Genomic DNA, 24,203 nt, shown 5'->3' with positions numbered 1-24,203 from the left:
CGCAGCACTAGCCGCCGTCAGCCGGAGCAGCGTCTGCACTGCCCTGGCGGCTGCGGACGCAGCCGGCCATATTCACAGGCAGGTCATATTCCCCTCCTATCGTGCATGGTTCTTCAACAGGAGCCCTGCCAGCAATGCCTTATTCCCTCCAAGCCGTCCGCGTTCGCCGTCACTTCCCCCGCACCGCCCTGGCTGCTGTCCTGGCCGCCAGCCTGCTGGCCGCCTGTGGTGGCAGCAACAAGCATGATAATGGCGGCAATCCCGATCCCGGTACGCCTCCCGTGACCGACACCCCGGTCGCGGAGCATACCTTCCGCCCCAACCCTGGCACCCAGTATGGCTCGGCCGACGCATCGACCGCCATCGCCCTGGATGCCGACTGGATGGTTGTCGCGGACGACGAGGCTAACGTGCTGCGCGTCTACCCCCGCCAAGGCGGCGCCGCCGTGCTGGAATGGGACTTCTCGGCCGAAGGCCCGGCGCTGGCAAAGGAACTGGACGTCGAATCCAGCACGCTTATCGGAGATCTTGCCTTCTTCCTGGGCTCTCATGGCAACAGCAAGGACGGCGGTGATGCCGTCGATACCCGGGGCCACCTGTTTGCCGTGAAGATCAACGGCACCGGTGCCGACACGCGCTTCGCCTATGCCGGCATGTTCTCGCAACTTGAGCAACAGCTGGTGGCCTGGGATAGCGGCAACCAGCACGGCCTGGGCGCAGGCCACTTCGGCTTTGCGCGTTCCAGCGCTGCGGGCCTGGCGCCCGAGCGCGTCGATGGTTTCGCCATCGAAGGCGCCGCCACCGCCCCGGATGGAAAAACCCTTTGGCTGGGATTCCGCGCGCCGCAAATGGATCAGGATGTCCGCCATCGCGCGCTTATCGTCCCGGTGCGGAACCCGCAGGAATTGATCGCCGGCACGGCCAGCCAGGCCTGTTTCGGCAATCCCATCGAACTCAATCTCGGCGGACGCGGCATACGCGCCATGGCTCAGGGCAGCGACGGTCAATACCTGATCCTGGCAGGACCGGCAGGCGCCGCCAGCAGCCATGCCGCGCGCAATTTCGCGCTCTATGCCTGGAACGGCGCGGCCAGCGATAGTCCGCGCGAGATCGCCAACAACCTGGAAGCCATGCGCTTGAGCAGCGGCGGCAGCCTGGAAAGCATCGTGGAGGTGGCCGGCCCGGTCGCTACCGGTACCCGCGTCCAGCTTCTGATGGACAATGGCGACACCGTGTTCCCTGGCACCAGTTCAGCTGCCAAGGATCTTCCGGAAGACCAGCAACGCTTTCTGGGCGTCAGCTTCGACCTGGCCGACTGGCGTGCCGCCGACAGCGGCCCGCAGCTGTCGGCCAGCACGCCGGCAGATGACCGCCAGGGCGTCAATGTCGATACCCGCCTGCAGTTCCGCTTCGACCAGGGCATTGCCCTGGGCCAGGGCAAGATCCATCTGCGCCGCGCCGATGGCTCGCTGGTGGAAAGCTTCTCTGCAGGCGGCACGCCCGGACGCGTCAAGGCTGAATACAACCAGGTCAGCATCCAACCTGCCGCCACGCTGGACTTCAACACTGGCTACTACATAGAAATCGACACCGACGCCATTCTTGGCCATGCCGGCTTGCCCTACGCCGGTCTGCAGGGCAGCACTGCGCTGGATTTCCGCACTGCCGGCGCGCCGACGCCGCTGCAGCCGGGCGACGTCATGTTCGTCGGCGCCAATGCCGAGGCACCCGATGCCTTTGCCTTCATGCTGCTCAAGGCAGTGGACGGCGGCACCCGCATTCAGTTCACTGACCGTGACCGCGGCAAAAAAGGCATCCAGGAATTCGAAGGCCTGACCAACGAGACGGCAATGGACTGGACCGCGGACCGCTATCTGCCTGCAGGCACCATCGTGACCATCGCCACCGATGTCACCGGCAATCCAGAAACCGACGTCGGCTTCACCCTCGGTGCGCCTGGCGGCCTGGGCAAGGAAGAAACCATCTACGCCATGACCGGCGCCGTCATCGACGACCTGGGCGATGGCACGGCGGGAGAAATCCGCAGCGTCGGCACCTTCGTCGCCAGCATCACCCTCGGAGGCGACAAGGACAACGTCATTCCGGCCTCACTGGATGCGGCAGGCACCGCGCTGCGTTTTGTAGTCCAGCCAGCCAACCAGACCAGTGCCATCTACGGCGGCGCCCTGGATGCCCAAGATCCCGTGGCGCTGGCAGCCCGCATACGCGACACCACCAACTGGCAGGTCCGCTACAAGCCCGAAGCAGGCTTCCCGCTGGTCAACGGCAGCCTGTTCGGGCAGCAGGTCGCACGTCAATAAAAGCGCCAAAGGGCATAAAAGGAAAGGGGAAGGAGGCTCGGGGAGCGGTTCGGGACTCCAGGCCTGCGCCCCAATCTGGCCAGCCAGAAAGGGCTGCCCTCCCCCTATTCCATCTCCTTTCGCCCAGCCCTGGAAAATCAGGGTTCTGCACCGAACGGACAGGACATGCGCTAACTTCGGCAGGCTTTCTGGTCCCAGGCTAAACAGCGACCATGCCCTGCGCGGCTGGAACAGGCCGCGGAAAAGACAAAAGCCCACAGTGTTTCCACTGTGGGCTTTTGGTAATAATGGTCGGAGCGGCGGGATTCGAACTCGCGACCCCTTGCACCCCATGCAAGTGCGCTACCAGGCTGCGCTACGCTCCGAAACAAGAATTAAATTATAGCAGTGATTTTGATCTTTGCAAGTGTTTCGAGAAAAAATCCCGAAATAATTTGGATGACACCCGAACCAGACAGGGGCACCACCCCGCACGGCCAGCTGAACCTAACGGGGCACCGATGCCAGCAAGGCCGAAATATCCTGCAATTCCGTACGCAGCGCCTGCAATTCGGCGCCGCTCAGGCGCACTGCTGCTTCCGGATCGTGGGCGGCAGCATCCCTGGCATCACCCAGGCGATTGCGGGCGCCGCTGATGGTGAAGCCCTCTTCGTACAACAGGGAGCGGATACGACGGATCAGCAGCACTTCATGATGCTGGTAATAACGCCGGTTGCCACGCCGCTTGACCGGCTTGAGCTGCGTGAATTCCTGTTCCCAGTAGCGCAGCACATGGGGTTTGACGCCACACAGATCGCTGACTTCACCGATGGTGAAATAACGCTTGGCCGGAATAGGCGGCAAGGCCGCCGTGCTGCTTTGTTCTTCAGTGCGTGTCATGTCTGAACGTTCAGGCTGCATCATGTAAGGCCGGCAACGCCGGCTGCGGTCTGGCGCCGGCCCGAGGCTGGCGCGGCTCGGCCGCTAATCGGGAAGATAGCCGGCGGCGCCGCGCCCATTACTGCAGCGCCCTGCCCCGCCGGTCATCCCCTAGCTTAAACGGACTGGTCTTCCGGGGTCAAACCGGTGGACTCGACCGCGCTCTTGAGCTTCTGGCTGGCATGGAAAGTCACGACGCGGCGCGCAGCGATGGGGATCGCCTCGCCAGTCTTGGGATTGCGCCCGGGACGCGGCGGCTTCTGCCGGACCTGGAAGTTGCCAAAGCCCGAAAGCTTGACCATATCGCCCTTGGCCAGCGCCTCACGAATTTCGTCAAAAAATGTATCGACGAGATCCTTGGCTTCGCGCTTGTTCAGGCCGACACGTTCGAACAGCATGTCAGCCAATTCAGCCTTGGTCAGCGTACGGGTTTCTGTCGTCATATCCGATCACTCCTAGCGGGATTCAGGCGCGCAGACGGACGCCACGTGCCTGCAAGGCGCCAATCAGGCTGTTCATGCAGGCATCGACACGTTCGTCGGACAGGGTTTCGGTATTGTCCTGCAACCAGAAACGGAACGCCAGGCTCTTCTCCGCATCCGCCGGCGCTGCTGGGTCACGCCAGACGTCGAACAGGCGAACATCCTTGAGGATGGCCAGGCTGGCATCGGACTGGCGCTGGGCCGCAACGATATCCTGCAGGTCCTGCGCGCTCAATGCGGCAGGCGCCAGCAGGGCCAGGTCACGGATCACCATAGGCTGGCGGGAGGCTTCCACGGCCTCGGGCACCGATGCCGGCAATACCGAATCCAGCGTCACTTCGAACACCACTGGCGCCTGGCGCAGATCCGCCTGTTGCACCAGGCGCGGATGGACCTCGCCCACCCAGCCCACCGCCACGCCATCGAGTTCAATGCGTGCGCTGCGGCCAGGATGCAGCGCCGGATAGGACGCCGCGACAAAACGCAGGCTCGCGGCACGCTGGCCGAACAGCACTTCCAGGTCGCGTTTCACGTCATAGAAGTCAACCTGGCGCACAGGCAGGCCCCACTGCTCGGCATCTGCCGGGCCCCAGGCTGCGGCAGCCAGGTGCAAAGGCTGGGCAATGCCAGCCACATCCAGGCCGCCATCGGCAACTGCTGCGTCGCGCCGGAACACGCGGCCCAGCTCAAAGACACGCACACGGCTTTGCTGGCGATTGGCGTTGTAGCGGATATTGGCAACCAGGCCCGCGATCAGGCTGGAACGCATGACCGACAGATGGCTGGCGATCGGATTGAGCAGTCGGATAGGGTCCGTGTTGCCAGCATAGTCACGCTCCCAGTCGTTTTCCACGAAGCTGAAATTCACGACTTCCTGGTAATCACGGCTGGCCAACAGCTCGCGCACAGCATGCGGGCTGTGCTGCCCTTCCGGCTGGGCGCGCATTGCAGCACGCGCGACCGGCGGCAGGTCGGGAATATTTTCAAAACCGTAGATGCGAGCAACCTCTTCAATCAGGTCCTCTTCAATCTCGATATCGAAGCGGAAGGAAGGCGGCGTCACGATGAAATCGTCACCGTCCTGCTCGAACGGCAGGCCCAGCTGGCGGAAAATCGCGCCGATCTGCTCACTGGCGATATCCAGGCCCAGCACCTTGCGGCAACGAGCCGCACGCAGGCGCACAGGCTGGCGCTCCGGCAAGGCAGCAATATTGTCATCCACCGGGCCAGCCTGCCCGCCGCAGATATCCAGTACCAGGCGGGTGATGTATTCCAGGCCTTCCGGAATGCCCTGAAAATCCACGCCGCGCTCGTAGCGATGACTGGCTTCCGAGGAAAAGCGGTAGCGGCGTGCCTTGCCGGCAATCGCGTCCGGCCACCAGAAGGCCGACTCGATATAGATATTCGTGGTGGCGGTGCTGACCGACGTCGCCTCGCCCCCCATGATGCCCGCCATGCTTTCCGGCTGGCCGGCTGCGGCAACCACGCCGATATCGGCCTGCAGCGTCACGGTCTGGCCGTTGAGCAGTTCCAGGGTTTCACCTTCGCGGGCCCAGCGCACGACCAGTCCGGTGTCGTTGCCGGGCACCTTGTCCAGATCGAAAATGTGCGACGGACGCCCAAGCTCGAGCATCACGTAGTTGGAGATGTCGACCAGCACCGACACGCTGCGCTGGCCGGCGCGCTCAAGGCGCGTTTTCATCCAGTCGGGCGTCTGCGCCGCTGCATTCACGCCACGCACGACACGGCCGGCAAAACGGCCGCAGAGGTCCGGCGCCTCAATGCTGACCGGCAGGCGGTCGGCAATGCTCACCGGCACTGGATCGGCGCCCGGCACCTTCAGCGCGGCGCCAGTCAGCGCCGCCACTTCGCGTGCAACCCCAAGGATAGAGAGGCAATCGGCGCGGTTGGGCGTCAGTTTCAGGGTGATCAGCGTATCGTCGAGGTCCAGCGCGGCGCGCAAGTCCTGCCCGGCTTGCAGCCCTTCGGGCAGCAGCATCAGGCCATCGTGTTCCTGCGACAGGCCCAGCTCACGCGCCGAGCACAGCATGCCGGCCGACGCGACGCCGCGCATCTTCGCAGTCTTGATCTTCATGCCGCCAGGCAGCACCGCGCCAACACGGGCCAGCGGCACCAGCAGACCGGCAGCGGCATTGGGTGCGCCGCAAACGATCTGCAGCAATTCGCCCGAGCCGTCATCGACCTGGCAGACGCGCAGGCGGTCGGCATCGGGATGGGGGGCAATGGCCGTGATTCTTGCGGCCACCACGCCAGAAAAAGCAGGGGCGGCTGTCTCGGTTTCTTCGACTTCCAGACCCGCCATGGTCAATTTGTGCGCCAGCGCTTCACTGGAGAGATCGGGATCGACCAGCGTGCGCAGCCAGGATTCTGAAATTTGCATGGTGAAATACCGTCCTCAATCGTTGAACTGGCGCAGGAAACGCAGGTCGCCTTCGAAGAACTGACGCAGGTCGTTGACGCCATAGCGCAGCATGGTCAGGCGCTCCAGGCCGGAGCCGAAGGCAAAGCCGATATAGCGCTCCGGATCCAGCCCGAAATTGCGCACCACCTGCGGATGCACCTGTCCCGAGCCAGAAATTTCCAGCCAGCGGCCACGATTGGGGCCTGAGGTGAACATCATGTCGATTTCGGCCGATGGTTCCGTGAATGGGAAGAACGACGGGCGGAAACGCAGCACCAGGTCATCGGTTTCGAAGAAACGGCGCAGGAAATCGGTATAGACACCCTTGAGGTCGGCAAAGGAGATGTCTTCGGCGATCCATAGGCCTTCCACCTGGTGGAACATGGGCGAGTGGGTCGCATCGCTGTCGACGCGGTAGGTGCGTCCCGGCGCAATCACCTTGATGGGCGGCTTGTTCATACGAGCGTAGCGCACCTGCATGGGGCTGGTGTGCGTGCGCAGCACCAGCGGCAATCCGCCCGAATCCTGCATGTCGACGTAGAACGTATCCTGCATGGAACGCGCGGGATGGTTCTCTGGATTGTTCAACGCCGTGAAATTGGTCCAGTCGTTCTCGATTTCGGGGCCGTCGGCCACGTCAAAACCGATGGAACGGAAAATCTCTTCCACCCGGCGCCAGGTGCGGATCACCGGATGAATGCCACCCACGCCCCGGCCACGGCCGGGCAATGTCACGTCGATGGTCTGCGATGCCAGTCGCTGGGCCAGCTCGGCTTCGGCCAATGCATCGCGGCGCTCATTGAGCAGTTGCTCAATGGTCTGCTTGGCCTGGTTGATGCGGGCACCCGCTTCGCGCTTCTGTTCCGGCGTCAATTGCGCCAGAGCCTTCATCTGCGCCGTCAAGGCGCCCTGTTTGCCGAGAAAGCGGGCCTTGGCGTTTTCCAGCGCTGCCGCATCGGCGGCCTGCGCGAACAATTCACGCGCCTGGGCAATCAGGTCTTCGACCATCGTCGTCATGGAAATAAACCTTTGAACACGTGCCTGAGCACAATCTGCGCGTCTCTGCGCAAGGTCTGGCAAGGCGATATTCAACAGGAGCCGGAAAGCTCCCCGATTTGCAGCAAGGGCCGTCTCCCTGGCGGGACGACGGCCTTCAAAACGCAAACGGGACCGCTACGGCCCCGTTTGCCACTACATCAGCTGCACCGCACTATCAGGCAGCCAGTGCCGCCTTGGCTTGTTGTACCACAGCAGCAAAGCCAGCCTTGTCACGCACGGCCAGATCAGCCAGAACCTTGCGGTCCAGGTCGATCGAAGCCTTCTTCAGGCCAGCGATGAAGGCGCTGTAGGTCACGCCATGTTCACGCACGGCGGCGTTGATACGGGTGATCCACAGGGCGCGGAAAGTGCGCTTCTTGGCACGACGGTCACGGTAGGCATATTGCCCGGCCTTCATGACCGCCTGTTTGGCGATCCGGAATACATTACCGCGGCGACCGCGGTAACCCTTGGCAGCCTTCAGGACTTTTTTGTGACGGGCACGTGCCGTTACACCACGTTTTACGCGAGGCATCTTATATCTCTCCTATCAGGCGAAAGGCAGCATGGCTTTCACCGATGCCACGTCAGCGCTGTGAACGGCGGTGGAGCCGCGCAGCTGGCGCTTGTTCTTGGTCGTCTTCTTGGTGAGGATGTGGCGCTTGAAGGCCTGGCCCCGCTTGATGGATCCGCTGCCGCGAACCACAAAGCGCTTTGCAGCGCTTTTCTTGGTTTTCATCTTAGGCATGAAAATTCCTGCTGAATTCCTGCTGTTTGAACAATAAGACGGCGGGTGCCACACGACCGGAAACCGGACAGGCAGACTTGAAACCCGACATCACTGGATGGGCTGTTCCTGAACCCCTGGCACGGACGCTAGACCCCGGCCAAGGCGACTGCAAACCGCCCGGATTCCCTGCTCCCTTGCGGCTAACAACCGCAATAGACTCAGGAAAGCCTTTGATTATATCGCGTTTTTTGCTTTAACGCTGGGCCTGTAGCGTTCCTGCCGCGCCGGGCACCCCCTTGTCCCCACAGGTCGAAAGCTCAGATCAGCACCTGGTCCGGAATGCCCTTGTGCCAGGAGTAGAGCTCATAGCGCTCGCGCAGGCCATGGACCCAGAACGGATCTTCGCGCAACAGGCGTTCCGCCGTGGCGCGGTCCGGCGATTCGAGAATCCACAACGCCCCCACGGAAGGACCGTCTTCCTGTTCGCGCAGCGCACCGCCGATGCGCACCAGTTCGCTGTTGGCCTTGAGCCATTCCAGATGCGGCTCCATTTGCGCCTGGCGTACATGCGCCATGGCTGGATTGTCATAGAAACGAACGATATACAGCACGTGGCGCCCCTTTTTTAGCGTGTGATCTGTCGAAAAAAACGCCATGCTACCCCAGCGGACGCCGGTATTGCACAGCCTGTGCCAGATGCACCGCCAGCACAGCATCAGCCGCGTCGAGATCGGCAACGGTGCGCGCGACACTCAGCACGCGGTGCGCTGCCCTGGCCGACCAGCCCAACCGCGTCATGGCTGCGTCCAGCATGCGCTGCGCCTCGTCCGCCAAACGGCAGGCCTCGCGCAGCATGGCCGGCGCCAGACGGGCATTGCTGCACCCCTGGCGCGCCAACTGGCGCTGCCTGGCAGCGGCCACACGCTGGCGCACGGCCTCGCTCGTCTCGCCCGGCGGCATGTCCAGCCATCCCGCCTCGGTGGCGGGCAACTCCAGTTGCAGGTCAATGCGGTCCAGCAAAGGACCGGACAGCTTCATTCGGTAGCGCTCGCGTGCCTCCGGGCTGCAGCGACAACTGCGCACCGGATGCCCAAGCCAGCCGCACGGGCAGGGATTCATGGCGGCCACAAGCTGAAACCTGGCGGGATACACCACCCTGCCCGCCGCCCGGGCGATGGCGACCGCGCCGGTTTCCAGCGGCTCGCGCAAGGCCTCCAGCGCCACCCGGCTGAACTCCGGCAATTCATCGAGAAACAGCACGCCATGATGCGCCAGCGTGATTTCCCCTGGACGGGGACGGCTGCCGCCCCCTACCAGGGCAGCCGTGGATACCGAATGGTGAGGCGCGCGGAATGGCGGCTGCCCGCTCAAGACTGGACGAGTGCGCAGCAAACCCGCCAGGGCTGCTGCCTCCAGCGCCTGGCGCGGCGCCAACGGCGGAAGAATGCCAGGCAAGCGCTGCGCCAGCATGCTTTTCCCTGCACCCGGCGGCCCTATCATCAGCAGGCCGTGCTCGCCTGCTGCCGCGACTTCCAGCGCCCGACGCGCCGCCGCCTGGCCGCGCACATCCGACAGACACGGCACAGGTTCTGCCGCCTCCAGCGGCGCGGCCTTCACTGGCGCCAGGCTTTCCTGGCCGCCCAGGTGCAAGGCCAGCGCCCGCAGGCTAGTGGCGCCAAGCACATCCAGGCCAGGTACGTTGGCAGCGATACGCGCGCTTTGCAGAGGCATATAAAGCCTGGCGCCGGCATCGGCGGCTGCCAGAGCCAGGCCCAGGGCGCCGGCTACCGGCACCAGCATGCCGCTCAACGAAAGTTCGCCGGCGAAGATATCGCGCACCAGCGCTTCCTGGGCTGCCGCGCCGCCCTGCAACTGCAATTGGCCCGATGCCAGCAGCACGCCCAGCGCAATGGGAAGATCGAAGCGGCCAGACTCCTTGGGCAAGTCTGCCGGCGACAGATTGGCCGTCAGGCGACCCGCAGGAAATTCATAGCCGCTGCTTTGCAGCGCAGCACGCACCCGCTCCCTGCTTTCACGCACTTCAGCGTCGGGCAGCCCGACGATCTGGAACGCCGGCAAGCCTGGAGCCAGGTGCACCTCCACCCATACCGCAGGCGCATCCAGGCCCACCAACGCCCGGCTTCCCAGTACGGCTAACGACATGAATTTCCTCCGGTACAAGTATGTCCGGAGTATGGCCTGCGACTACCGTCGGGAACAGGCCAGGCGTGCTGGAAATGTCACGCTGCGCTCCTATTGCCCCGACGCAGCGCCCATCAGGACAAGGACTCAGTTCTGCTGCGTGCCCGACGCCTGGGGCTGCTCCAGCGCGGCAATGCGGCCCTCCAGCGCTTCCAGCCGGGCTTCCAGTTCACGCACCCGCGAACGCGTGGCAGCCAGCAGGTCCGCCTGGATATCGAACTCTTCACGCGTGATCAGATCAACGCGGCTGAAGGCCTGGCTGAGAAAAGCCTTGGCATTGCGCTCGATATCGGCTGCCGGCGTGCGGGCGATCAGATCGGAGAATTTTTGCTGCAGGTCTGCGAGGAAATCGTTGCGGTTCATGCTCGTTCCAGAGAAAGGATCCAATGACGGAAGTTTAAGCTACTTGCCGCTTTCCAGCGTCCCTTGCCGCACTGGCGGCCAGCAGCCGCACCATTTCAGTGCGTTGCGCCGTGCAGCTGACCCAATCCGCGCACCATCTGCGTGCAAACCGCCACACACGCTGCCGTCCGCACCCTGCCGGGCTGGCGCATTTGCCCGCACGCACCGCAGGCAGGCAGCGATTGCGCATGCCGCTTCCCGCCTGCCGGCGCAGATTGGCACGCATCTTGCTTAGCTCGGTTCAGGACAGCCCAAACCCGCAAGGAGCCCATATGAAACTCATCATCGCCATCATCAAGCCGTTCAAGCTGGACGAGGTGCGCGTGGCACTTTCGACCGCTGGCGTGCAAGGCATGACCGTCAGCGAAGTCAACGGCTTCGGCCGCCAGAAAGGCCATACCGAACTGTATCGCGGCGCCGAATATGCCGTGGACTTCCTGCCCAAGCTGCGCATTGAGGTCGTGGTGCCGGATGCCCAGCTTGACACCACCCTGGAAGCCATCGAAAGCGCGGCCTACACCGGCAAGATCGGCGACGGCAAGCTGTTCGTCGTTCCCGTGGAACGCGCCGTGCGCATACGTACTGGTGAATCCGACGAGTCCGCTCTCTGAGCCTCTTTCCATCCCGCATAAAGGAAACTGAAAATGGAAAACGCAGACATCGCCTGGTTGAGCGTCTCGACCCTGCTCGTTCTCATGATGGTAGTTCCCGGCCTGGCGCTGTTCTACGGCGGCATGGTCCGCTCCAAGAACGTGCTCTCCGTACTGATGCAGACCACTTCGGTATTCTGCCTGGCAGTCGTCCTGTGGTTCGTCTACGGCTATTCCCTGGCCTTCACCGATGGCAACGCATTCTTCGGCGGCTTCTCAAAACTGTTCCTGTCCGGCCTGTTCAACGCCCCTGACGGCTTCGCGGAATCAGGCAGCGTGCCCGAACTGCTATTTGCCGCCTTCCAGGCGACATTCGCCGGCATCACCTGCGCGCTGATCATCGGCGGCTTTGCCGAACGCGCCCGCTTCTCGGCCGTGCTGGTCTTCACCGTGGTCTGGTTCACGCTGGCCTACGTACCGATCGCCCACATGGTCTGGTACGGCGGCGATGTTCCCGGCCTGTTGTTTGCAGCGGGTGCGCTGGACTTCGCCGGCGGCACTGTGGTGCACATCAACTCCGGTATTGCCGCGCTGACGGCCGCTGCACTGGTCGGCAAACGCCTGGGTTATGGCAAGGAAGCGCTGCAACCGCACAACCTGCCCATGACCTATATCGGCGCCGCCGTGCTGTGGGTGGGCTGGTTCGGCTTCAACGCGGGTTCGGCGCTGGCCGCCAACAACACCGCCGTGCTGGCCTTCATGAACACGCTGATCGCCACCGCCATTGCCGTCCTGGCCTGGTCGGCCACGGAAAAACTGCTCAAGGGCCGTTCCTCGCTGCTGGGCGCGGCCTCGGGTGCCATCGCCGGCCTGGTCGGCATCACCCCGGCAGCTGGCCTGGTCGGCCCGGTGGGTGCGCTGATCATCGGGCTCATCGCCGGTGTGGCCTGCGCCTGGTCGGTGACCTACGTGAAGCATTGGCTGCGCATCGACGACGCGCTGGACGTGTTCTGCATCCACGGCATCGGCGGCATCATCGGCGCCATCCTGACCGGCATCTTCAATGCCCAATCCCTGGGCGGCCCTGGCATCACCAGTGCGGAAATCCCGGCGCAAATCTGGACCCAGGTGGAAGGCGTGCTGCTAACCATCGTCTGGTCCGGCGTGGTCGCCATCGTCGCCTATTACGTGGCCAAGGTCCTGTGCGGCAGCTTCCGCGTCTCCGAGGAAGATGAACGCGCCGGCCTGGATATCTCCGCCCACGGGGAATCGGCCTACCGCAAGTAAACCCTCCAGTCGTCCATCCCTTTGCCCCGCGCGGCCTCTGGCCGGCGGGGTTCTTTTTTACCCCCTGGCCGCCTTTCCAGATCAGCACCAACGCGCCCGCCAGCGCGATATCATCACGCATACGCTGCATACGCACACCATGCCAATCAGGCATACCGCAGCTCCAGCAGGACCGATGCCATTGATTGCCCTGCCTGGCGCTGCGGCACGAGATGCGATCCTTTTTCCACTCATTTCTCGCTACCCAGCCAAGCGAGCGCCTCCCCATTCCATTCCTGATGACTCATTCCGCCACGCCATACCGTATCCAACGTGTCTATTTCATCGGCCTGGGCGCCATCGGCCTGAAGTACGCGGCCCGCCTGCACGACCTGGACCCCAGCCTGGTCACGGTGATTGCATCTGCCGCACGCATCGCTGCCTTGCGCGCCACCCCGCCCACCGTCAACGGCAAACGCTACGACTTCAAGTTCGTCGAACCTGGCCAGGCGGCGCCACCTGCCGACCTGATTTTCGTTGCCGTCAAGGCCGGGCAATTGCCGCAGGCGATTGACGACCTGCGCGGCTTCGTCGGCCCCGATACCTGCGTGGTCTCGCTCATGAATGGCATCAGCAGCGAAGAACAGATAGGCGCCGCCATCGGCCCGGAGCATGTGCTGTATGCCAACGTCTACATGGACGCCGTGCGCAGCGGCAATGCTGTCACCTACCATGACATCGGCCGCATCGTCTTTGGCGAGAAGGACAACAGCATCCGCTGCGCAAGGGTCGATGCCATCGAGGCGCTGTTCCAGCGCGCCGGCATTCCCTGCGTGGTTCCCGCTGACATGATGCGGGCCCACTGGGCCAAATTCATGCTCAATGCCGGCATCAACCAGGCGTCGGCCGTGCTGCGCGCTCCCTACGGCACCTTCCAGGTCAATCCACATGCCCGGGCCCTGATGATCGCCGCCGCCGAAGAAGTCGTCACGCTGTCCCGCCACGCAGGCATCGGCCTGGGGCCGGAAGACATCCAGAACTTCGTTCGCATCATGGACTCCCTGACGCCCACCGCCAAGACCTCCATGCTGCAGGACATCGAAGCCGGCCGACCAACCGAAGTCGATCTTTTTGCCGGTACCATCATTGAACTCGGTCAGCGCTATGGCGTGGCTACCCCCGTCAACCAGACGCTTTACCAGATCATCAAGGCCATGGAAGCCTGAATTTGTCCACGCATCGGCAGCCCATGGCGGCAACTGCCTTCAGCTCAGCAGCATCACCCCAAGCACCAGGCACAGCAGCGCAATAAAGGCGTTGGCATGGGCGCGATCGGATATCCGGCCGATCCAGGGCGAAGACAGGCGTATGCCCACCCATGAGCCCGCAACCAGCGCCGCGCAGGCTCGCAAATCGACAAAACCGGCATACCCGGCGCCCAGCCCTGCTGCGCCGTGCCAGGCCAACACGATGTAGGTCAGCGTGCCGGCGACAGCCATCGGCAGCGACAACGGATTGGCCATGGCCGTGGCTTCCGTCATGCTGGCGCCGCGCCGGCGCATCAACGGCACTGTCATGACACTGCCGCCCACCCCCAGGAAGGCGGCAATCGCCCCGATCACCAGCCCGGCGCCCGCCGTCTGCCCCGGCCCCATCGGCTGCATGCTGGCGCGCCCCGCCTGGCGGAAGCCATCGCGCAACAGGCAATCCAGGATGGTCAGCCCCAGGTAGGCGATGAAGGCCCAGCGCAACCACGCCCCGCCCAGCTGGATGGCAGCCGCCGCGCCGAAGGCCGCACCAACGGCGATGTAGACCATCAAGGGCCGTACATGCTCCCATCGCAGGGTGCCAGCCTTGCGATGCCGCAAGGTCGCCAGGGAAGCACCGAAAATCATGGCGCAGGTAGAGCTGGCCACCGCAATATGCATGGCCGCCTGTCCGATCGCGCTGTCCGGCCCATGCGCCGCCAGCAGCACCGAATACAGCACGGGCACCGCCACAAAGCCGCCGCCAAAGCCGAACAGTACCGTCGTGCAGCCGGCCAGCACCCCGAAACCCAACAAAAGCAGATAGACCATGGCTGGAACCATTCCTGAAAAACATCAGGATAGGCTGACATCTATTGGCTGACTTTCGAGCAAAAGACAACTATGCTTGAATTCCAGCCACCCTTTGTCCGGCACCGCCACCCGTACGCGTTCCCCATGCGCAACATTCCCCTGAGTACTGTCGATGCCACGCCGCGCATCGTGCTGGCCATAGGCACAGACTATCCGCCAGGCACCCTGCTGCCCACGCATGCGCACCGCCGCGCGCAGTTGCTCTATGGCATGACCGGCCTGATGGAAGTGGAAACGGCAGACGGCAACTGGGTCATCCCGCCCTACAGCGGCGTCTGGATACCGGCGGGCCAGCCACACCAGGTGCTCATGCAGGGCGTCAGCACCCGCAGCCTGTACATTGCCCCTGAAGCAGCGCCGCGCCACGCCCAGCACTGCGAGGTGCTGGTCATCACACCCCTGCTGCATCAATTGCTGCTGGCCTCCGCCGACCTGCCCGCGCAGTATGACGAACAGGGCCGGGACGGCGCCCTGGTGCAACTGATCCTGCATGAAGTCCGCGCGGCGCCAACCATGCCGCTTTTCGCCCCCATGCCCAAAGATCCGGCGCTGGCCAGGCTGTGCAAGGCCTTTCTGCGCCGCCCCAGCCTGCGCAGCCCGCCGGAAGACTGGGCCGCCAGTCTCAATAAAAGCCCGCGCACCTTTACCCGTCTGTTCCGCCAGCAAACCGGCATATCCTTCAGCCAATGGCGTCAGCAGGCCTGCCTGATGGCCGCCCTGGCGCGGCTATCTGTCGCTGGGGCGTCGGTCACCCGCATTGCACTGGACCTCGGCTATGACAGCCCCAGCGCCTTTTCCACGATGTTCCGCCGCAAACTGGGGCAAGCGCCCTCGGATTTCCTGAAGGAAGGCGCTGCCAGCGCCACGCCCGGCCACTCGCAGTCATCCACGCCGCCTCCGGCGGACTGAGCGGCAACACGAGACAGCGGCATAGGCTCAGACCGCCAGGCCCCGGCGAGCCCGGCCTATCCGGAAAGAGTAAAAGCGGTACGGAGTGAAGGTGGCGAACGCGGGTACCTGAGATTTGCACGTGCCACGCAGTAGTATGCAAGGGGCTCGCCCGCGGACGACGCGCCCCTGCCTTGATCCTGACACCGATTATTTTCGGGTGCGCGCAGTGACCGAAACGTGGTTCTGACGCAAGGCTTCCAGGTCGATAGTGGCGGCTCGGTTCAGCACCGCCGCTACCTGCACGCGCAAGGCCTGCGTATGGGCATTGCGGATTTCACGCTTGACCTCCAGCAGACGTTGCGGGTCCATCGAGAATTCACGCAGCCCCAGCCCCAGCAGCAGGCGCGTCAATGCGGGATCTCCGGCCATTTCACCGCACACCGCTACCGGCTTGCCAAAGCGGTCGGCCGCATTGATGACCTGCGCGATCAGGCGCAGGACAGCCGGGTGCAGCGGGTCATACAAATTGGCGACGTCATTATCACCGCGATCTATCGCCAGCGTGTACTGGATCAGATCATTGGTGCCGATGGAGAAGAAATCCAGTTCGTCCGCGAATGGCTCCAGCGCCAGGGCCATGGCAGGCACTTCTACCATGGCGCCCAACGGGATATCGTCGCTGAAGGCCTGGCCGCGCTCGCGCAATTCGGCCCGCACTTCATTGAGGGCAAGCTTGACCGCCCGCACTTCGGCCAGGTTGGACACCATGGGAATCATGATGCGCACATTGCCATGCGCCGAAGCCCGCAGGATGGCGCGCAATTGTGTCGCGAACATATCCGGGCGCGCCAGGCAATAGCGGATGGCACGCCGCCCCAGCGCCGGATTCAGCGCCACGCTATGCTCGCCATCCAACTCCTTATCCGCCCCCAGGTCCAGGGTGCGAATGGTGACAGGCCGCCCGTCCATCATGCGCGCGACGGATGCATAGGCCTCGTACTGTTCTTCTTCGTTGGGCAGTTCGGAACGGCCCATGAAAAGGAACTCGCTGCGGAACAGGCCTATGCCGTCCGCGCCGGCGGCCAGGGCCTGCTGCGCTTCGTCGGGCAATTCCAGATTGGCGTTGAGCACAACGGAAACACCGTCCAGCGTCACGGCGGATTCGTCCAGCAACAGACTGAGCGCGGCACGCTGCTCAGCATGGCGTTGCTGCAGCGCCCGGTATTCGTCCTCGATGGCGTCAGTCGGATTGACGATGATGACGCCGTCGGCGCCATCGACAATCACGGAATCGCCATCGCGCACCAGTTCGCTGGCGCGGCTGGCCGCCACGACCGCAGGCACGCCCAGGCTACGCGCGACGATGGCAGTATGCGAGGTGGCGCCGCCGAGATCCGTCACGAATGCAGCGAAACGCCCGCCACGCAGGCGGATCATGTCCGCCGGGGAAATATCGTTGGCGAAGACAACCAGCGGCTCGGCGTCGGCCCTGCCCTCATCCAGCGGGAACAATGCTGGCCAGCCGGACAGCACGCGAATGACGCGCTCGATGACCTGGCGGATGTCCGCACCGCGCTCACGCAGGTATTCATCCTGCATGGCGGCAAACTGATCATTGAAAATCTGCCCCTGCACCGTCAACGCCCACTCGGCGTTGTAGTGGCGCTCGGCAATCAGGGCGCAGGTATGCTCGGACAACATACGGTCGCTGACCAGCAACACGTGCACATTCAGCAACGCCGCCAGTTCCTTGGGGGCGTCATCGGGCAGGCTGCGGATCAGGCCTTCCAGCTCTTCCCGGACGGCATGCAAGGCCTGTTCCAGGCGGCGGCACTCGCCGTCCACGTCTTCCGGTGCAATCCGGTAGTGCGCCACCTCAAGCGTGGCGGCGCCCATGACAACGGCCCTGCCGATGGCGTAGCCGCGTGCAGCAGCCAGGCCATGCAAGGTGAAAACACTGTCTCCGTGCAGGCCCTCCGGCCTACTGCTCTTCACCGAACTTGTCATCGAACAATGCCTTGATATCTGCCAGCGCCTTGTCGGCATCTTCGCCTTCGGCATCTATCGTCACGGTTATCCCTTTGCCAGCCGCCAGCATCATGACGCCCATAATACTCTTGGCGTTGACGCGTCGCTGCTCGCGCGCGATATATATTTCACTCTTGAAACTACCTGCTAACTGCGTGAGCTTGGCTGCCGCCCGCGCATGCAGGCCCAGTCGGTTGCTGATAACGATATCTACGGAAGGCATGAACTCGAATGACTGTGAAAGGTAATCAGAAAAACGCCAGGCCTGGGCCACTCAGGGCTTGAAGACGGCGACGCCGTGTGTCGCGCCGGCTGCGCCGCACTCCGCCAGATCGGACAGCGGCCGGGTGCGATAGTTCAGAACTCGCAAAAGCATCGGGACGTTGGCACCTGCCAGGATTTCGCAGCGCCGCCCGGCCTCGACGGCAGCCTGTGCCGCTCGCAGCGCCACGTTGAAAGGGGTCGCGCCGACGAGGTCCGCCAGCACCAGCACCCCGTCGCCGTGGTCTTCGGCCGCAATGCATCCCAGGATGTCCTCGAACAAGGCTTCGGGGGAAGCGTCGGCCTCGACATCGACGCACGCCAGCGCCACGTCTCCCAGCACATGCCGGGCACAGGCAGCCAGGGCCGTTGCCAGCGGCGCATGCGCCACGAGCACGACGCCCACCACTCAGGCAGCTCCCTGCTGGCGTTGCACGGCAGCCTCGAGCGCCTGCGCAAAGCGCGCCGCGACATCGAAGCCGGTTTGTTCCGTGATCTCGACAAAGCAGGTCGGACTGGTGACATTGATCTCCGTCACGTAGTCGCCGATCACGTCCAGCCCGACCAGCAGCAGGCCGCGCCGGGCCAGGACCGGGCCGATGGCCTGGGCAATTTCAAGGTCTCGGGGCGACAGCGGCTGCGCCACGCCACGGCCGCCGGCCGCCAGGTTGCCGCGCGACTCGCCCGCCAGCGGGATGCGCGCCAGAGCGTAAGGCACCGGCTCGCCATCAATGATGAGGATGCGCTTATCGCCCTTGACGATCTCGGGGATATAGCGCTGCGCCATGATGCTGCGCGTACCGTTATCCGTGAGGGTTTCAAGAATGGCGCCAAGATTGGGGTCTTGCCGCGCAACGCGGAAGATACCCATGCCGCCCATGCCGTCCAGCGGCTTGACGACCACATCGCCATGTTCCGCATGGAAGGCGCGCAGCCGCGCCATGTCGCGCGTCACCAGGGTAGGCGCAGTAAAGGCGGAAAATTCGGTAATCGACAGCTTCTCAGGATGGTTGCGGATCGCCGCCCCCTGATTGAAGACCCGGGCGCCGGCAGCCTGGGCAAAGTCGAGCAAATGGGTGGAGTAGACATACTCCATATCGAAGGGCGGATCCTTGCGCATGACGACAGCACCGAAATCGCTCAGGGCGATGACGGCTGGCGCACCCGAGGCGCGCCACCAGTCCTGCCCGTGCAGATCGGCATCGGCCAAGAGCTGAACAGGCTCGGTGCGCGCCAGAACGGCGCCACCTTCGATGAACAGATCACCCTGCAGGGCAACGCTGATCTCATGGCCGCGTGCGCTGAGCGCACGCATCATGGCCACGGAACTATCCTTGTAGGCCTTCAGGCCGGGCAAGGGATCGACGATGAACAAAATGCGCATGGACATTCCTGGAAAGCCACCCACGGCCGGCACGTCCATTCGCGCTGGCTCACGCCCCATGCCTGATGGCAGCCGCAGGATACAACCACGCTACCGGTCAGGGGCGCGCAGCATCTTGAAACACTGGCGGCGAGGCACACCCACCAGGGGCGCGCCCGCCATCCCGCATCACTCGCCGGGCTTGGCGGCTTTCTTGCGGGGGGCCAGCACCATCACCATCTGGCGCCCTTCGAGCTTGGGCATGGCTTCGACCTGGCAGAGTTCCCCCATGTCTTCGCGAATGCGTTCCAGCACCCGCATGCCCAATTCCTGGTGCGCCATTTCGCGGCCACGGAAGCGCAAGGTCACCTTGGCCTTGTCGCCATCCTCGATGAAACGGCGCAGATTGCGCAGCTTCACCTGGTAATCGCCTTCATCGGTACCAGGACGGAATTTCACTTCCTTGACCTGGATGACCTTCTGCTTGGCGCGCGCCTCGGCCTGGCGTTTCTGTTCCTGATAACGGAACTTGCCATAATCCATCAGGCGGCAAACAGGCGGAGACGCATTGGGCGCGATCTCGACCAGATCCACATCTTGCTCTTCGGACAGGCGGAATGCTTCGGCAATGCGAACAATGCCGAGCTGCTCTCCGTCGAGACCTATCAGACGCACCTCGGGAACACGAATTTCACCATTGATGCGATTGGGCTTTTCGGTGGCGATGTTGAAGACTCCTAGAAAAATTAAGCAGTTTCCTGCTGGGTACGAATGTCATCGCGGCGGGTGGCAACCTCTTCGGCCAACCGGGCAGAAAATTCTGCCAACGGCATGACGCCAAGGTCTTTGCCCCCGCGCGCACGGACCGCGACTGTCCCGGCCTGGCTTTCTTTATCGCCCACAACCAGGATGTACGGTACCTTCTGCAAACTGTGTTCGCGGATTTTATAAGTGATCTTTTCCCCACGCAAATCCGACTCAACCCTAAATCCTTGTTTTTTCAAGGATTGAGCAATTTCATCAGCATATGGGGACGAAGATGCGGAAATACAACACACAACCGCCTGAACCGGCGCCAGCCAGGCAGGCAATGCACCGGCGTGGTTTTCGATCAGCATGCCGATGAAACGCTCCAACGAGCCCAGGATGGCACGGTGCAGCATGACCGGCGTGCGGCGCTGGTCATTGGCGTCGACATACTCGGCCCCCAGGCGTACCGGCATGGAGAAGTCCACCTGGATGGTGCCGCACTGCCAGTGGCGGCCGATGGCATCCTTGAGCGTGTATTCGATTTTCGGACCATAGAACGCCCCTTCCCCCGGCGAGATTTCGAACTCGCAACCGGTGCGGCGCAGGCTTTCCATCAGCGCGTGCTCGGCCTTGTCCCAGACTTCGTCGTCGCCGATGCGCTTTTCCGGGCGCGTGGCCACCTTGTAGAGCACATTGTCGAAACCGAAATCGGCATAGACCTTTTTCAGCAAGGCCGTGAAGGCAGCGCATTCATCCTGCAGCTGGTCTTCGGTACAGAAAATATGGCCGTCATCCTGCGTGAAGCCGCGCACACGCATCATGCCGTGCAGCGAACCGGAAGGCTCATTACGATGGCACTGGCCGAACTCACCGTAGCGCAGCGGCAGATCGCGGTAGGAATGCAGGCTGGAATTGAAGATCTGCACGTGGCCCGGGCAGTTCATCGGCTTCAGGCCATAGACGCGGTTCTCGGACTCCGTCGTGAACATGTTCTCGCGGTAGTTGTCCCAGTGCCCCGTTTTCTTCCAGAGCGACAGGTCGAGAATCTGCGGCGCCTTCACTTCCTGGTAGCCGTTGTCACGAAACACCTGGCGCATGTACTGCTCAACCTGCTGCCACAGCGTCCAGCCCTTGGGGTGCCAGAACACCAGACCCGGACCTTCTTCCTGGAAGTGGAAGAGATCCAGCTCGCGACCGATGCGTCGGTGGTCGCGCTTCTCGGCCTCTTCGAGCATTTTCAGGTAGGCGTCCTGCTCTTCCTTGGAATTCCAGGCCGTACCATAAATGCGCTGCAGCATTTCGTTCTTGCTGTCGCCGCGCCAGTAAGCGCCGGCCACTTTCATCAGCTTGAACACCTTGAGCTTGCCCGTCGACGGCACGTGGGGGCCACGGCAAAGGTCGATGAAGCTGCCTTCGCGATACATGGTCAGCGTTTCGTTTTCCGGGATCGAATCAATGATCTCGGCCTTGTACTTTTCACCGACGCTCAGGAAGAAATCACGGGCCTCGTTACGGCTCCAGACTTCACGCGTGACGACCTCGTCCTTGCGAGCGAGTTCCATCATGCGCTTCTCGATGGCTTCGAGATCTTCCGGCGTGAACGGGCGCTCGTACGCAAAGTCGTAGTAGAAACCGTTTTCGATGACCGGGCCGATCGTGACCTGCGCTTCGGGGAACAGGTCCTGGAGGGCATAAGCCATCAAGTGGGCAGTAGAGTGGCGCAGGATCTCCAGGCCATCGGGGTCCTTGCCGGTCACGATGGCGAGATGGGCATCACGCTCGATCAAATGCGAAGTATCGACCAGAGTGGAAGGCTTGCCATCATAGGAAACACGCCCGGCCAGCGCGGCACGCGCCAGGCCCGAGCCGATGGATTGCGCAACTTCCGCGACCGTCACCGGAGCGGGGAAGTCACGCTGTGAGCCGTCTGGCAAAACTATCTGCACCATTTCATCTTCCTGATTGAGCAATAAAAAACGCGGCCAGTGGGCCGCGTCTTGTTCGTGGATTGCCTGTAGATCCCGGCTTTTCAGCGCGACCACGACTCTCCCGGCGTGCACACGGCTGCACGCGGAGAATAGGTAGTAGTTCGTGTCGTCGAGAACGCCATGTCAGTACACGCTGATAACCTGCATCGCAGGATTGGGAATACGCTTTCATGTCCTGGCCCGTGCGAACACGGACCGGGGATGCCGGCGGACGGATGGACATGCCACCCCTATCACTTATGCCGATTGTAGCATTACGGCGGGCCGACAGGCAGCCCGGCAGCCCCGCCGGCGCCACAAACCTGCGCCTGTGTCACACAGGTCCGCCAGTCAGGCAAACCCGGCGTCACTCCCGAATGATGCGCACCACGTCGACGTCGATCTCGGGCGGACGCGTCAGGCCGGTATCAACCTCGCCCGATATTTCCACCAGCGTTTTCTCGTCTACAGGCTCACGCGGAAAATCCTTGTCGTCGATTTCCACCTGGATTTCACCGGTGCCATCCGAGAACACGTAGCGCTCCTTACCCGTCTTGCGCAGCAAATGGCCCTTCAGGATGACCCACTGGTCGTCCTGGGGCTGCGCCAGGATAGCGCGCACATCCGGCGTGGCCGCGACGCCCGGCCCCACGTACTGCGCGGCAACAGGCGCAGGCGCGGTCATCATGGCCACTGCGGCGGCAGCACCGATCACGGCGGAAAGAACGAAGGAGGATATACGGCAATTCGGAATACGCATGGCAGCACCTCTCAAGGGAAAATCGAACCAACGACAATAGAAGGCTTGCAAACACCAGAACCATATTAGCAAACACCCCCAACTGCCTGCCGCACACTGGCGAGCAAACGCCGTTACTTGCCGCGCAGTTTCCCGATCAGACGACGGTCGCGCTTGGTCGGCCGGCCCGCAGCAATCTCCAGCGACGGTTCCGGCGCCAGACGCCGCATCTCGGCCGCGCGCTCGCGCGCCGCCACGCTTTCGGCTGTTTCCTCATACAAGGTACGGGCAACCGTCGCCGGGCCGCGCACCGCCCCGGGCACCCGAACCACAACCTCGATGGGCGGATCTTCCTTGCGTATGCGCAAGCGGTCCCCCGGACCGATCTCCCGGGCGGGCTTGGCGGCCTGGCCATTGACCTCGACCCTGCCCTTGCCTATATCTTCCACCGCCAGGCTGCGCGTCTTGTAGAAACGCGCGGCCCACAACCATTTATCCAGCCTGACTTTATCGCTCATTTCTCTGCCATCCTTGGCGCTGACCCCTCGCTGCCCCCTGCATCATAGCCCTCCCGCCGACCGCCGCTCCAGCCTCTATCAGGTTCGCCAACCACCGGCCGATACGGACCGCCTGAAAAAACCGGCAAGCGCACAAGCACAAGGCCTACGGCACGCCAGACACAGGCCCGGCCTCATAAAGAGACCCCACTACCAGAGACCACGCCACCGCCACCACGCCCCGCCGACTCAGAACCCGGGCACAGATAATCCACCAGGCGCCAGAGCGCGGCATTGCTCGCCTCACGCCGCCGCAGGCACACACGCAAGTCGCGCTGCGCCCAATCATTGCGCAGCGGTATGACTGAAATGCGCATGCTGTGCTGCGCCCGCCTGGCCGTCGTTTCAGGCACGATGCCGATGCCGACGCCTGCCTGCACCATCAGGCAGATGGCATCGAAACTGCGCAGCTGTACGCGCAAATGCAGCCGGCGGCCTTCGCGCAAGGCCCGATCGGCCAGAAACCGCTGCAAGGCGCTTTCACGATCCAGGCCGATGAAGTCGCGATCCAATACCTCGGCAAAACTGGCGTTCGCCGCACCGGCGATGGGGTCGGCCACAGGGGCGACAATCACGAAACGGTCAGACCTGAACGGCAGCGTCAACAAGGCGCCGGTATCGACCGTACCCGCCACAATGCCGAGATCCGCCGCGCCTTCCGCGACCCGCACGACAATTTCGTCACTGACACGCTCCTGCAAATCGACTGCGATGCCCGGGTAATCCACCAGGAAGCGGCCCAGCACCTCAGGCAGGAACTCAGTCAGTGCATTCGTATTGGACAGCAACCGAATGTGCGAGCTTGCGCCACCCGAAAATGCCCCCAACTCCTCGTGCATCAGATCGGCCTGTGCCAGCAGGTTGCGTGCGTGGGCCAGCAAGGCATGGCCGGCGGGCGTCAGCGTTACGCCCTGGCGGCTGCATTCCAGCAGGCTGGTGCCTAGGATGGCTTCCATGCCGCGCACACGCGTGCTGGCGGCGGCCAATGCCGTATGTGCGCGCACCGCCCCGCCCGTGATGCTGCCGGCCTCAGCGATGTGGCGAAACAGGCTGAGATCGGAGAGATCAAGTTTGGCCATCGCAATCCTTCGTTTTATTGAAAGGAATCCATGAAAATTTGCGGATTCATATGGCATTCCTGTTCGGATATCCTTCG

The 24,203-nt window shown here is 63.2% G+C and carries 24 protein-coding genes and 1 tRNA gene; 5 read left to right on the top strand and 20 right to left on the bottom strand.

Going from position 1 to position 24,203, the window contains the following annotated elements; translation table 11 throughout:
* Positions 1–134 precede the first annotated feature (134 nt).
* Positions 135–2,321, top strand: coding sequence for an Ig-like domain-containing protein (locus tag ACEW7X_RS07270; RefSeq protein ID WP_420177814.1), 2,187 nt, complete (start codon positions 135–137; stop codon positions 2,319–2,321).
* Positions 2,322–2,609: 288 nt separating this feature from the next.
* Here ACEW7X_RS07270 and ACEW7X_RS07265 read toward each other — a convergent pair.
* The 10 genes from ACEW7X_RS07265 to ACEW7X_RS07220 form a co-directional block, all read right to left on the bottom strand.
* A tRNA-Pro gene (locus ACEW7X_RS07265) sits at positions 2,610–2,686 on the bottom strand.
* Positions 2,687–2,807: 121 nt separating this feature from the next.
* Entirely contained in the window at positions 2,808–3,200 is a 393-nt protein-coding gene (locus ACEW7X_RS07260; protein ID WP_068369285.1) for a MerR family transcriptional regulator, read from the bottom strand.
* 155 nt (positions 3,201–3,355) lie between these two features.
* A complete protein-coding gene (locus tag ACEW7X_RS07255; RefSeq protein WP_068368243.1) occupies positions 3,356–3,682 on the bottom strand; it encodes an integration host factor subunit alpha in 327 nt (108 codons plus the stop codon).
* A 22-nt stretch (positions 3,683–3,704) separates the two neighbouring features.
* Positions 3,705–6,122 (bottom strand): phenylalanine--tRNA ligase subunit beta, encoded by a 2,418-nt coding sequence (gene pheT, locus ACEW7X_RS07250; protein WP_068368244.1) that lies wholly within the window; start codon positions 6,120–6,122, stop codon positions 3,705–3,707.
* 15 nt (positions 6,123–6,137) lie between these two features.
* Positions 6,138–7,160, bottom strand: coding sequence for a phenylalanine--tRNA ligase subunit alpha (pheS, locus tag ACEW7X_RS07245; RefSeq protein WP_068368245.1), 1,023 nt, complete (start codon positions 7,158–7,160; stop codon positions 6,138–6,140).
* A gap of 196 nt (positions 7,161–7,356) precedes the next feature.
* Positions 7,357–7,716, bottom strand: coding sequence for a 50S ribosomal protein L20 (gene rplT / locus ACEW7X_RS07240; RefSeq protein ID WP_068368248.1), 360 nt, complete (start codon positions 7,714–7,716; stop codon positions 7,357–7,359).
* A 15-nt stretch (positions 7,717–7,731) separates the two neighbouring features.
* Positions 7,732–7,929: a 50S ribosomal protein L35 gene (rpmI, locus tag ACEW7X_RS07235; RefSeq protein ID WP_068368252.1), complete on the bottom strand. Its 198-nt coding sequence runs from the start codon at positions 7,927–7,929 to the stop codon at positions 7,732–7,734.
* A 299-nt stretch (positions 7,930–8,228) separates the two neighbouring features.
* Entirely contained in the window at positions 8,229–8,522 is a 294-nt protein-coding gene (locus ACEW7X_RS07230) for a YciI family protein (RefSeq protein WP_167731863.1), read from the bottom strand.
* Positions 8,523–8,568: 46 nt separating this feature from the next.
* Positions 8,569–10,074 carry a YifB family Mg chelatase-like AAA ATPase gene (locus tag ACEW7X_RS07225; RefSeq protein WP_420177813.1) on the bottom strand — a complete coding sequence of 502 codons (1,506 nt, stop codon included), beginning with the start codon at positions 10,072–10,074 and terminating at the stop codon, positions 8,569–8,571.
* A gap of 126 nt (positions 10,075–10,200) precedes the next feature.
* The gene (locus ACEW7X_RS07220) at positions 10,201–10,476 is read right to left on the bottom strand and encodes an accessory factor UbiK family protein (RefSeq protein ID WP_068368260.1); all 276 of its coding nucleotides are present in this window, start codon (positions 10,474–10,476) and stop codon (positions 10,201–10,203) included.
* Between the two features lie 311 nt (positions 10,477–10,787).
* On the opposite strand from ACEW7X_RS07220, the gene ACEW7X_RS07215 reads away from it, so the two are divergent.
* From ACEW7X_RS07215 to ACEW7X_RS07205, 3 genes are all read left to right on the top strand, one after another.
* Positions 10,788–11,126, top strand: coding sequence for a P-II family nitrogen regulator (locus tag ACEW7X_RS07215; RefSeq protein WP_068368264.1), 339 nt, complete (start codon positions 10,788–10,790; stop codon positions 11,124–11,126).
* A gap of 33 nt (positions 11,127–11,159) precedes the next feature.
* Positions 11,160–12,392 (top strand): ammonium transporter, encoded by a 1,233-nt coding sequence (locus ACEW7X_RS07210; RefSeq protein WP_068368266.1) that lies wholly within the window; start codon positions 11,160–11,162, stop codon positions 12,390–12,392.
* A gap of 278 nt (positions 12,393–12,670) precedes the next feature.
* Positions 12,671–13,597 (top strand): 2-dehydropantoate 2-reductase, encoded by a 927-nt coding sequence (locus ACEW7X_RS07205; RefSeq protein WP_253104663.1) that lies wholly within the window; start codon positions 12,671–12,673, stop codon positions 13,595–13,597.
* Positions 13,598–13,636: 39 nt separating this feature from the next.
* On the opposite strand, the gene ACEW7X_RS07200 is transcribed toward ACEW7X_RS07205, so the two are convergent.
* Complete coding sequence (locus ACEW7X_RS07200) at positions 13,637–14,449, bottom strand: sulfite exporter TauE/SafE family protein (protein WP_420177812.1); 813 nt, start codon at positions 14,447–14,449, stop codon at positions 13,637–13,639.
* 126 nt (positions 14,450–14,575) lie between these two features.
* Here ACEW7X_RS07200 and ACEW7X_RS07195 point away from each other — a divergent pair, with 126 nt between their 5' ends.
* Positions 14,576–15,400: an AraC family transcriptional regulator gene (locus ACEW7X_RS07195; RefSeq protein ID WP_253104660.1), complete on the top strand. Its 825-nt coding sequence runs from the start codon at positions 14,576–14,578 to the stop codon at positions 15,398–15,400.
* Positions 15,401–15,589: 189 nt separating this feature from the next.
* Here the strand turns inward: ACEW7X_RS07195 and ptsP are convergent, their stop codons facing one another.
* The 9 genes from ptsP to ACEW7X_RS07150 form a co-directional block, all read right to left on the bottom strand.
* The gene (gene ptsP / locus ACEW7X_RS07190) at positions 15,590–17,278 is read right to left on the bottom strand and encodes a phosphoenolpyruvate--protein phosphotransferase (RefSeq protein WP_238591332.1); all 1,689 of its coding nucleotides are present in this window, start codon (positions 17,276–17,278) and stop codon (positions 15,590–15,592) included.
* Positions 17,279–17,363: 85 nt separating this feature from the next.
* Positions 17,364–17,633, bottom strand: coding sequence for an HPr family phosphocarrier protein (locus ACEW7X_RS07185; RefSeq protein WP_068369288.1), 270 nt, complete (start codon positions 17,631–17,633; stop codon positions 17,364–17,366).
* Between the two features lie 51 nt (positions 17,634–17,684).
* Positions 17,685–18,080, bottom strand: a complete 396-nt coding sequence (locus tag ACEW7X_RS07180) for a PTS sugar transporter subunit IIA (RefSeq protein WP_420177811.1) — start codon at positions 18,078–18,080, stop codon at positions 17,685–17,687.
* Entirely contained in the window at positions 18,081–19,055 is a 975-nt protein-coding gene (gene gshB / locus ACEW7X_RS07175) for a glutathione synthase (RefSeq protein ID WP_420177810.1), read from the bottom strand.
* Positions 19,056–19,223: 168 nt separating this feature from the next.
* Complete coding sequence (gene infC / locus ACEW7X_RS07170) at positions 19,224–19,781, bottom strand: translation initiation factor IF-3 (RefSeq protein ID WP_238591333.1); 558 nt, start codon at positions 19,779–19,781, stop codon at positions 19,224–19,226.
* Complete coding sequence (thrS, locus tag ACEW7X_RS07165) at positions 19,781–21,733, bottom strand: threonine--tRNA ligase (protein WP_068368296.1); 1,953 nt, start codon at positions 21,731–21,733, stop codon at positions 19,781–19,783. The genes infC and thrS overlap by 1 nt, the downstream gene beginning before the upstream one ends.
* Before the next feature lie 385 nt (positions 21,734–22,118).
* Complete coding sequence (locus ACEW7X_RS07160) at positions 22,119–22,511, bottom strand: YgiW/YdeI family stress tolerance OB fold protein (RefSeq protein ID WP_420177809.1); 393 nt, start codon at positions 22,509–22,511, stop codon at positions 22,119–22,121.
* Between the two features lie 113 nt (positions 22,512–22,624).
* Positions 22,625–23,008 carry an RNA-binding S4 domain-containing protein gene (locus ACEW7X_RS07155; RefSeq protein ID WP_420177807.1) on the bottom strand — a complete coding sequence of 128 codons (384 nt, stop codon included), beginning with the start codon at positions 23,006–23,008 and terminating at the stop codon, positions 22,625–22,627.
* Positions 23,009–23,181: 173 nt separating this feature from the next.
* Positions 23,182–24,126: a LysR family transcriptional regulator gene (locus ACEW7X_RS07150; RefSeq protein WP_420177806.1), complete on the bottom strand. Its 945-nt coding sequence runs from the start codon at positions 24,124–24,126 to the stop codon at positions 23,182–23,184.
* Positions 24,127–24,203 lie beyond the last annotated feature (77 nt).

Source organism: Kerstersia gyiorum, from assembly GCF_048595715.1.
GTDB classification, from domain to species: Bacteria; Pseudomonadota; Gammaproteobacteria; order Burkholderiales; family Burkholderiaceae_B; genus Kerstersia; species Kerstersia gyiorum.
This window is presented reverse-complemented; position numbering and strand designations above follow the sequence as displayed.

Coding starts and splice junctions, on each gene's coding strand:
- ACEW7X_RS07220 (WP_068368260.1), bottom strand. CDS start 10,476: ATGAACCGCAACGATTTCCTCGCAGACCTGCAGCAAAAATTCTCCGAT.
- ACEW7X_RS07215 (WP_068368264.1), top strand. CDS start 10,788: ATGAAACTCATCATCGCCATCATCAAGCCGTTCAAGCTGGACGAGGTG.
- gshB (WP_420177810.1), bottom strand. CDS start 19,055: ATGCGCATTTTGTTCATCGTCGATCCCTTGCCCGGCCTGAAGGCCTAC.
- thrS (WP_068368296.1), bottom strand. CDS start 21,733: ATGGTGCAGATAGTTTTGCCAGACGGCTCACAGCGTGACTTCCCCGCT.
- pheT (WP_068368244.1), bottom strand. CDS start 6,122: ATGCAAATTTCAGAATCCTGGCTGCGCACGCTGGTCGATCCCGATCTC.
- ACEW7X_RS07200 (WP_420177812.1), bottom strand. CDS start 14,449: ATGGTCTATCTGCTTTTGTTGGGTTTCGGGGTGCTGGCCGGCTGCACG.
- ACEW7X_RS07270 (WP_420177814.1), top strand. CDS start 135: ATGCCTTATTCCCTCCAAGCCGTCCGCGTTCGCCGTCACTTCCCCCGC.
- ACEW7X_RS07195 (WP_253104660.1), top strand. CDS start 14,576: ATGCGCAACATTCCCCTGAGTACTGTCGATGCCACGCCGCGCATCGTG.
- pheS (WP_068368245.1), bottom strand. CDS start 7,160: ATGACGACGATGGTCGAAGACCTGATTGCCCAGGCGCGTGAATTGTTC.
- ACEW7X_RS07150 (WP_420177806.1), bottom strand. CDS start 24,126: ATGGCCAAACTTGATCTCTCCGATCTCAGCCTGTTTCGCCACATCGCT.
- ACEW7X_RS07205 (WP_253104663.1), top strand. CDS start 12,671: ATGACTCATTCCGCCACGCCATACCGTATCCAACGTGTCTATTTCATC.
- ACEW7X_RS07260 (WP_068369285.1), bottom strand. CDS start 3,200: ATGACACGCACTGAAGAACAAAGCAGCACGGCGGCCTTGCCGCCTATT.
- ACEW7X_RS07160 (WP_420177809.1), bottom strand. CDS start 22,511: ATGCGTATTCCGAATTGCCGTATATCCTCCTTCGTTCTTTCCGCCGTG.
- rplT (WP_068368248.1), bottom strand. CDS start 7,716: ATGCCTCGCGTAAAACGTGGTGTAACGGCACGTGCCCGTCACAAAAAA.
- ACEW7X_RS07225 (WP_420177813.1), bottom strand. CDS start 10,074: ATGTCGTTAGCCGTACTGGGAAGCCGGGCGTTGGTGGGCCTGGATGCG.
- ptsP (WP_238591332.1), bottom strand. CDS start 17,278: ATGGGCGCCGCCACGCTTGAGGTGGCGCACTACCGGATTGCACCGGAA.
- rpmI (WP_068368252.1), bottom strand. CDS start 7,929: ATGCCTAAGATGAAAACCAAGAAAAGCGCTGCAAAGCGCTTTGTGGTT.
- ACEW7X_RS07210 (WP_068368266.1), top strand. CDS start 11,160: ATGGAAAACGCAGACATCGCCTGGTTGAGCGTCTCGACCCTGCTCGTT.
- ACEW7X_RS07255 (WP_068368243.1), bottom strand. CDS start 3,682: ATGACGACAGAAACCCGTACGCTGACCAAGGCTGAATTGGCTGACATG.
- ACEW7X_RS07155 (WP_420177807.1), bottom strand. CDS start 23,008: ATGAGCGATAAAGTCAGGCTGGATAAATGGTTGTGGGCCGCGCGTTTC.
- ACEW7X_RS07185 (WP_068369288.1), bottom strand. CDS start 17,633: ATGCCTTCCGTAGATATCGTTATCAGCAACCGACTGGGCCTGCATGCG.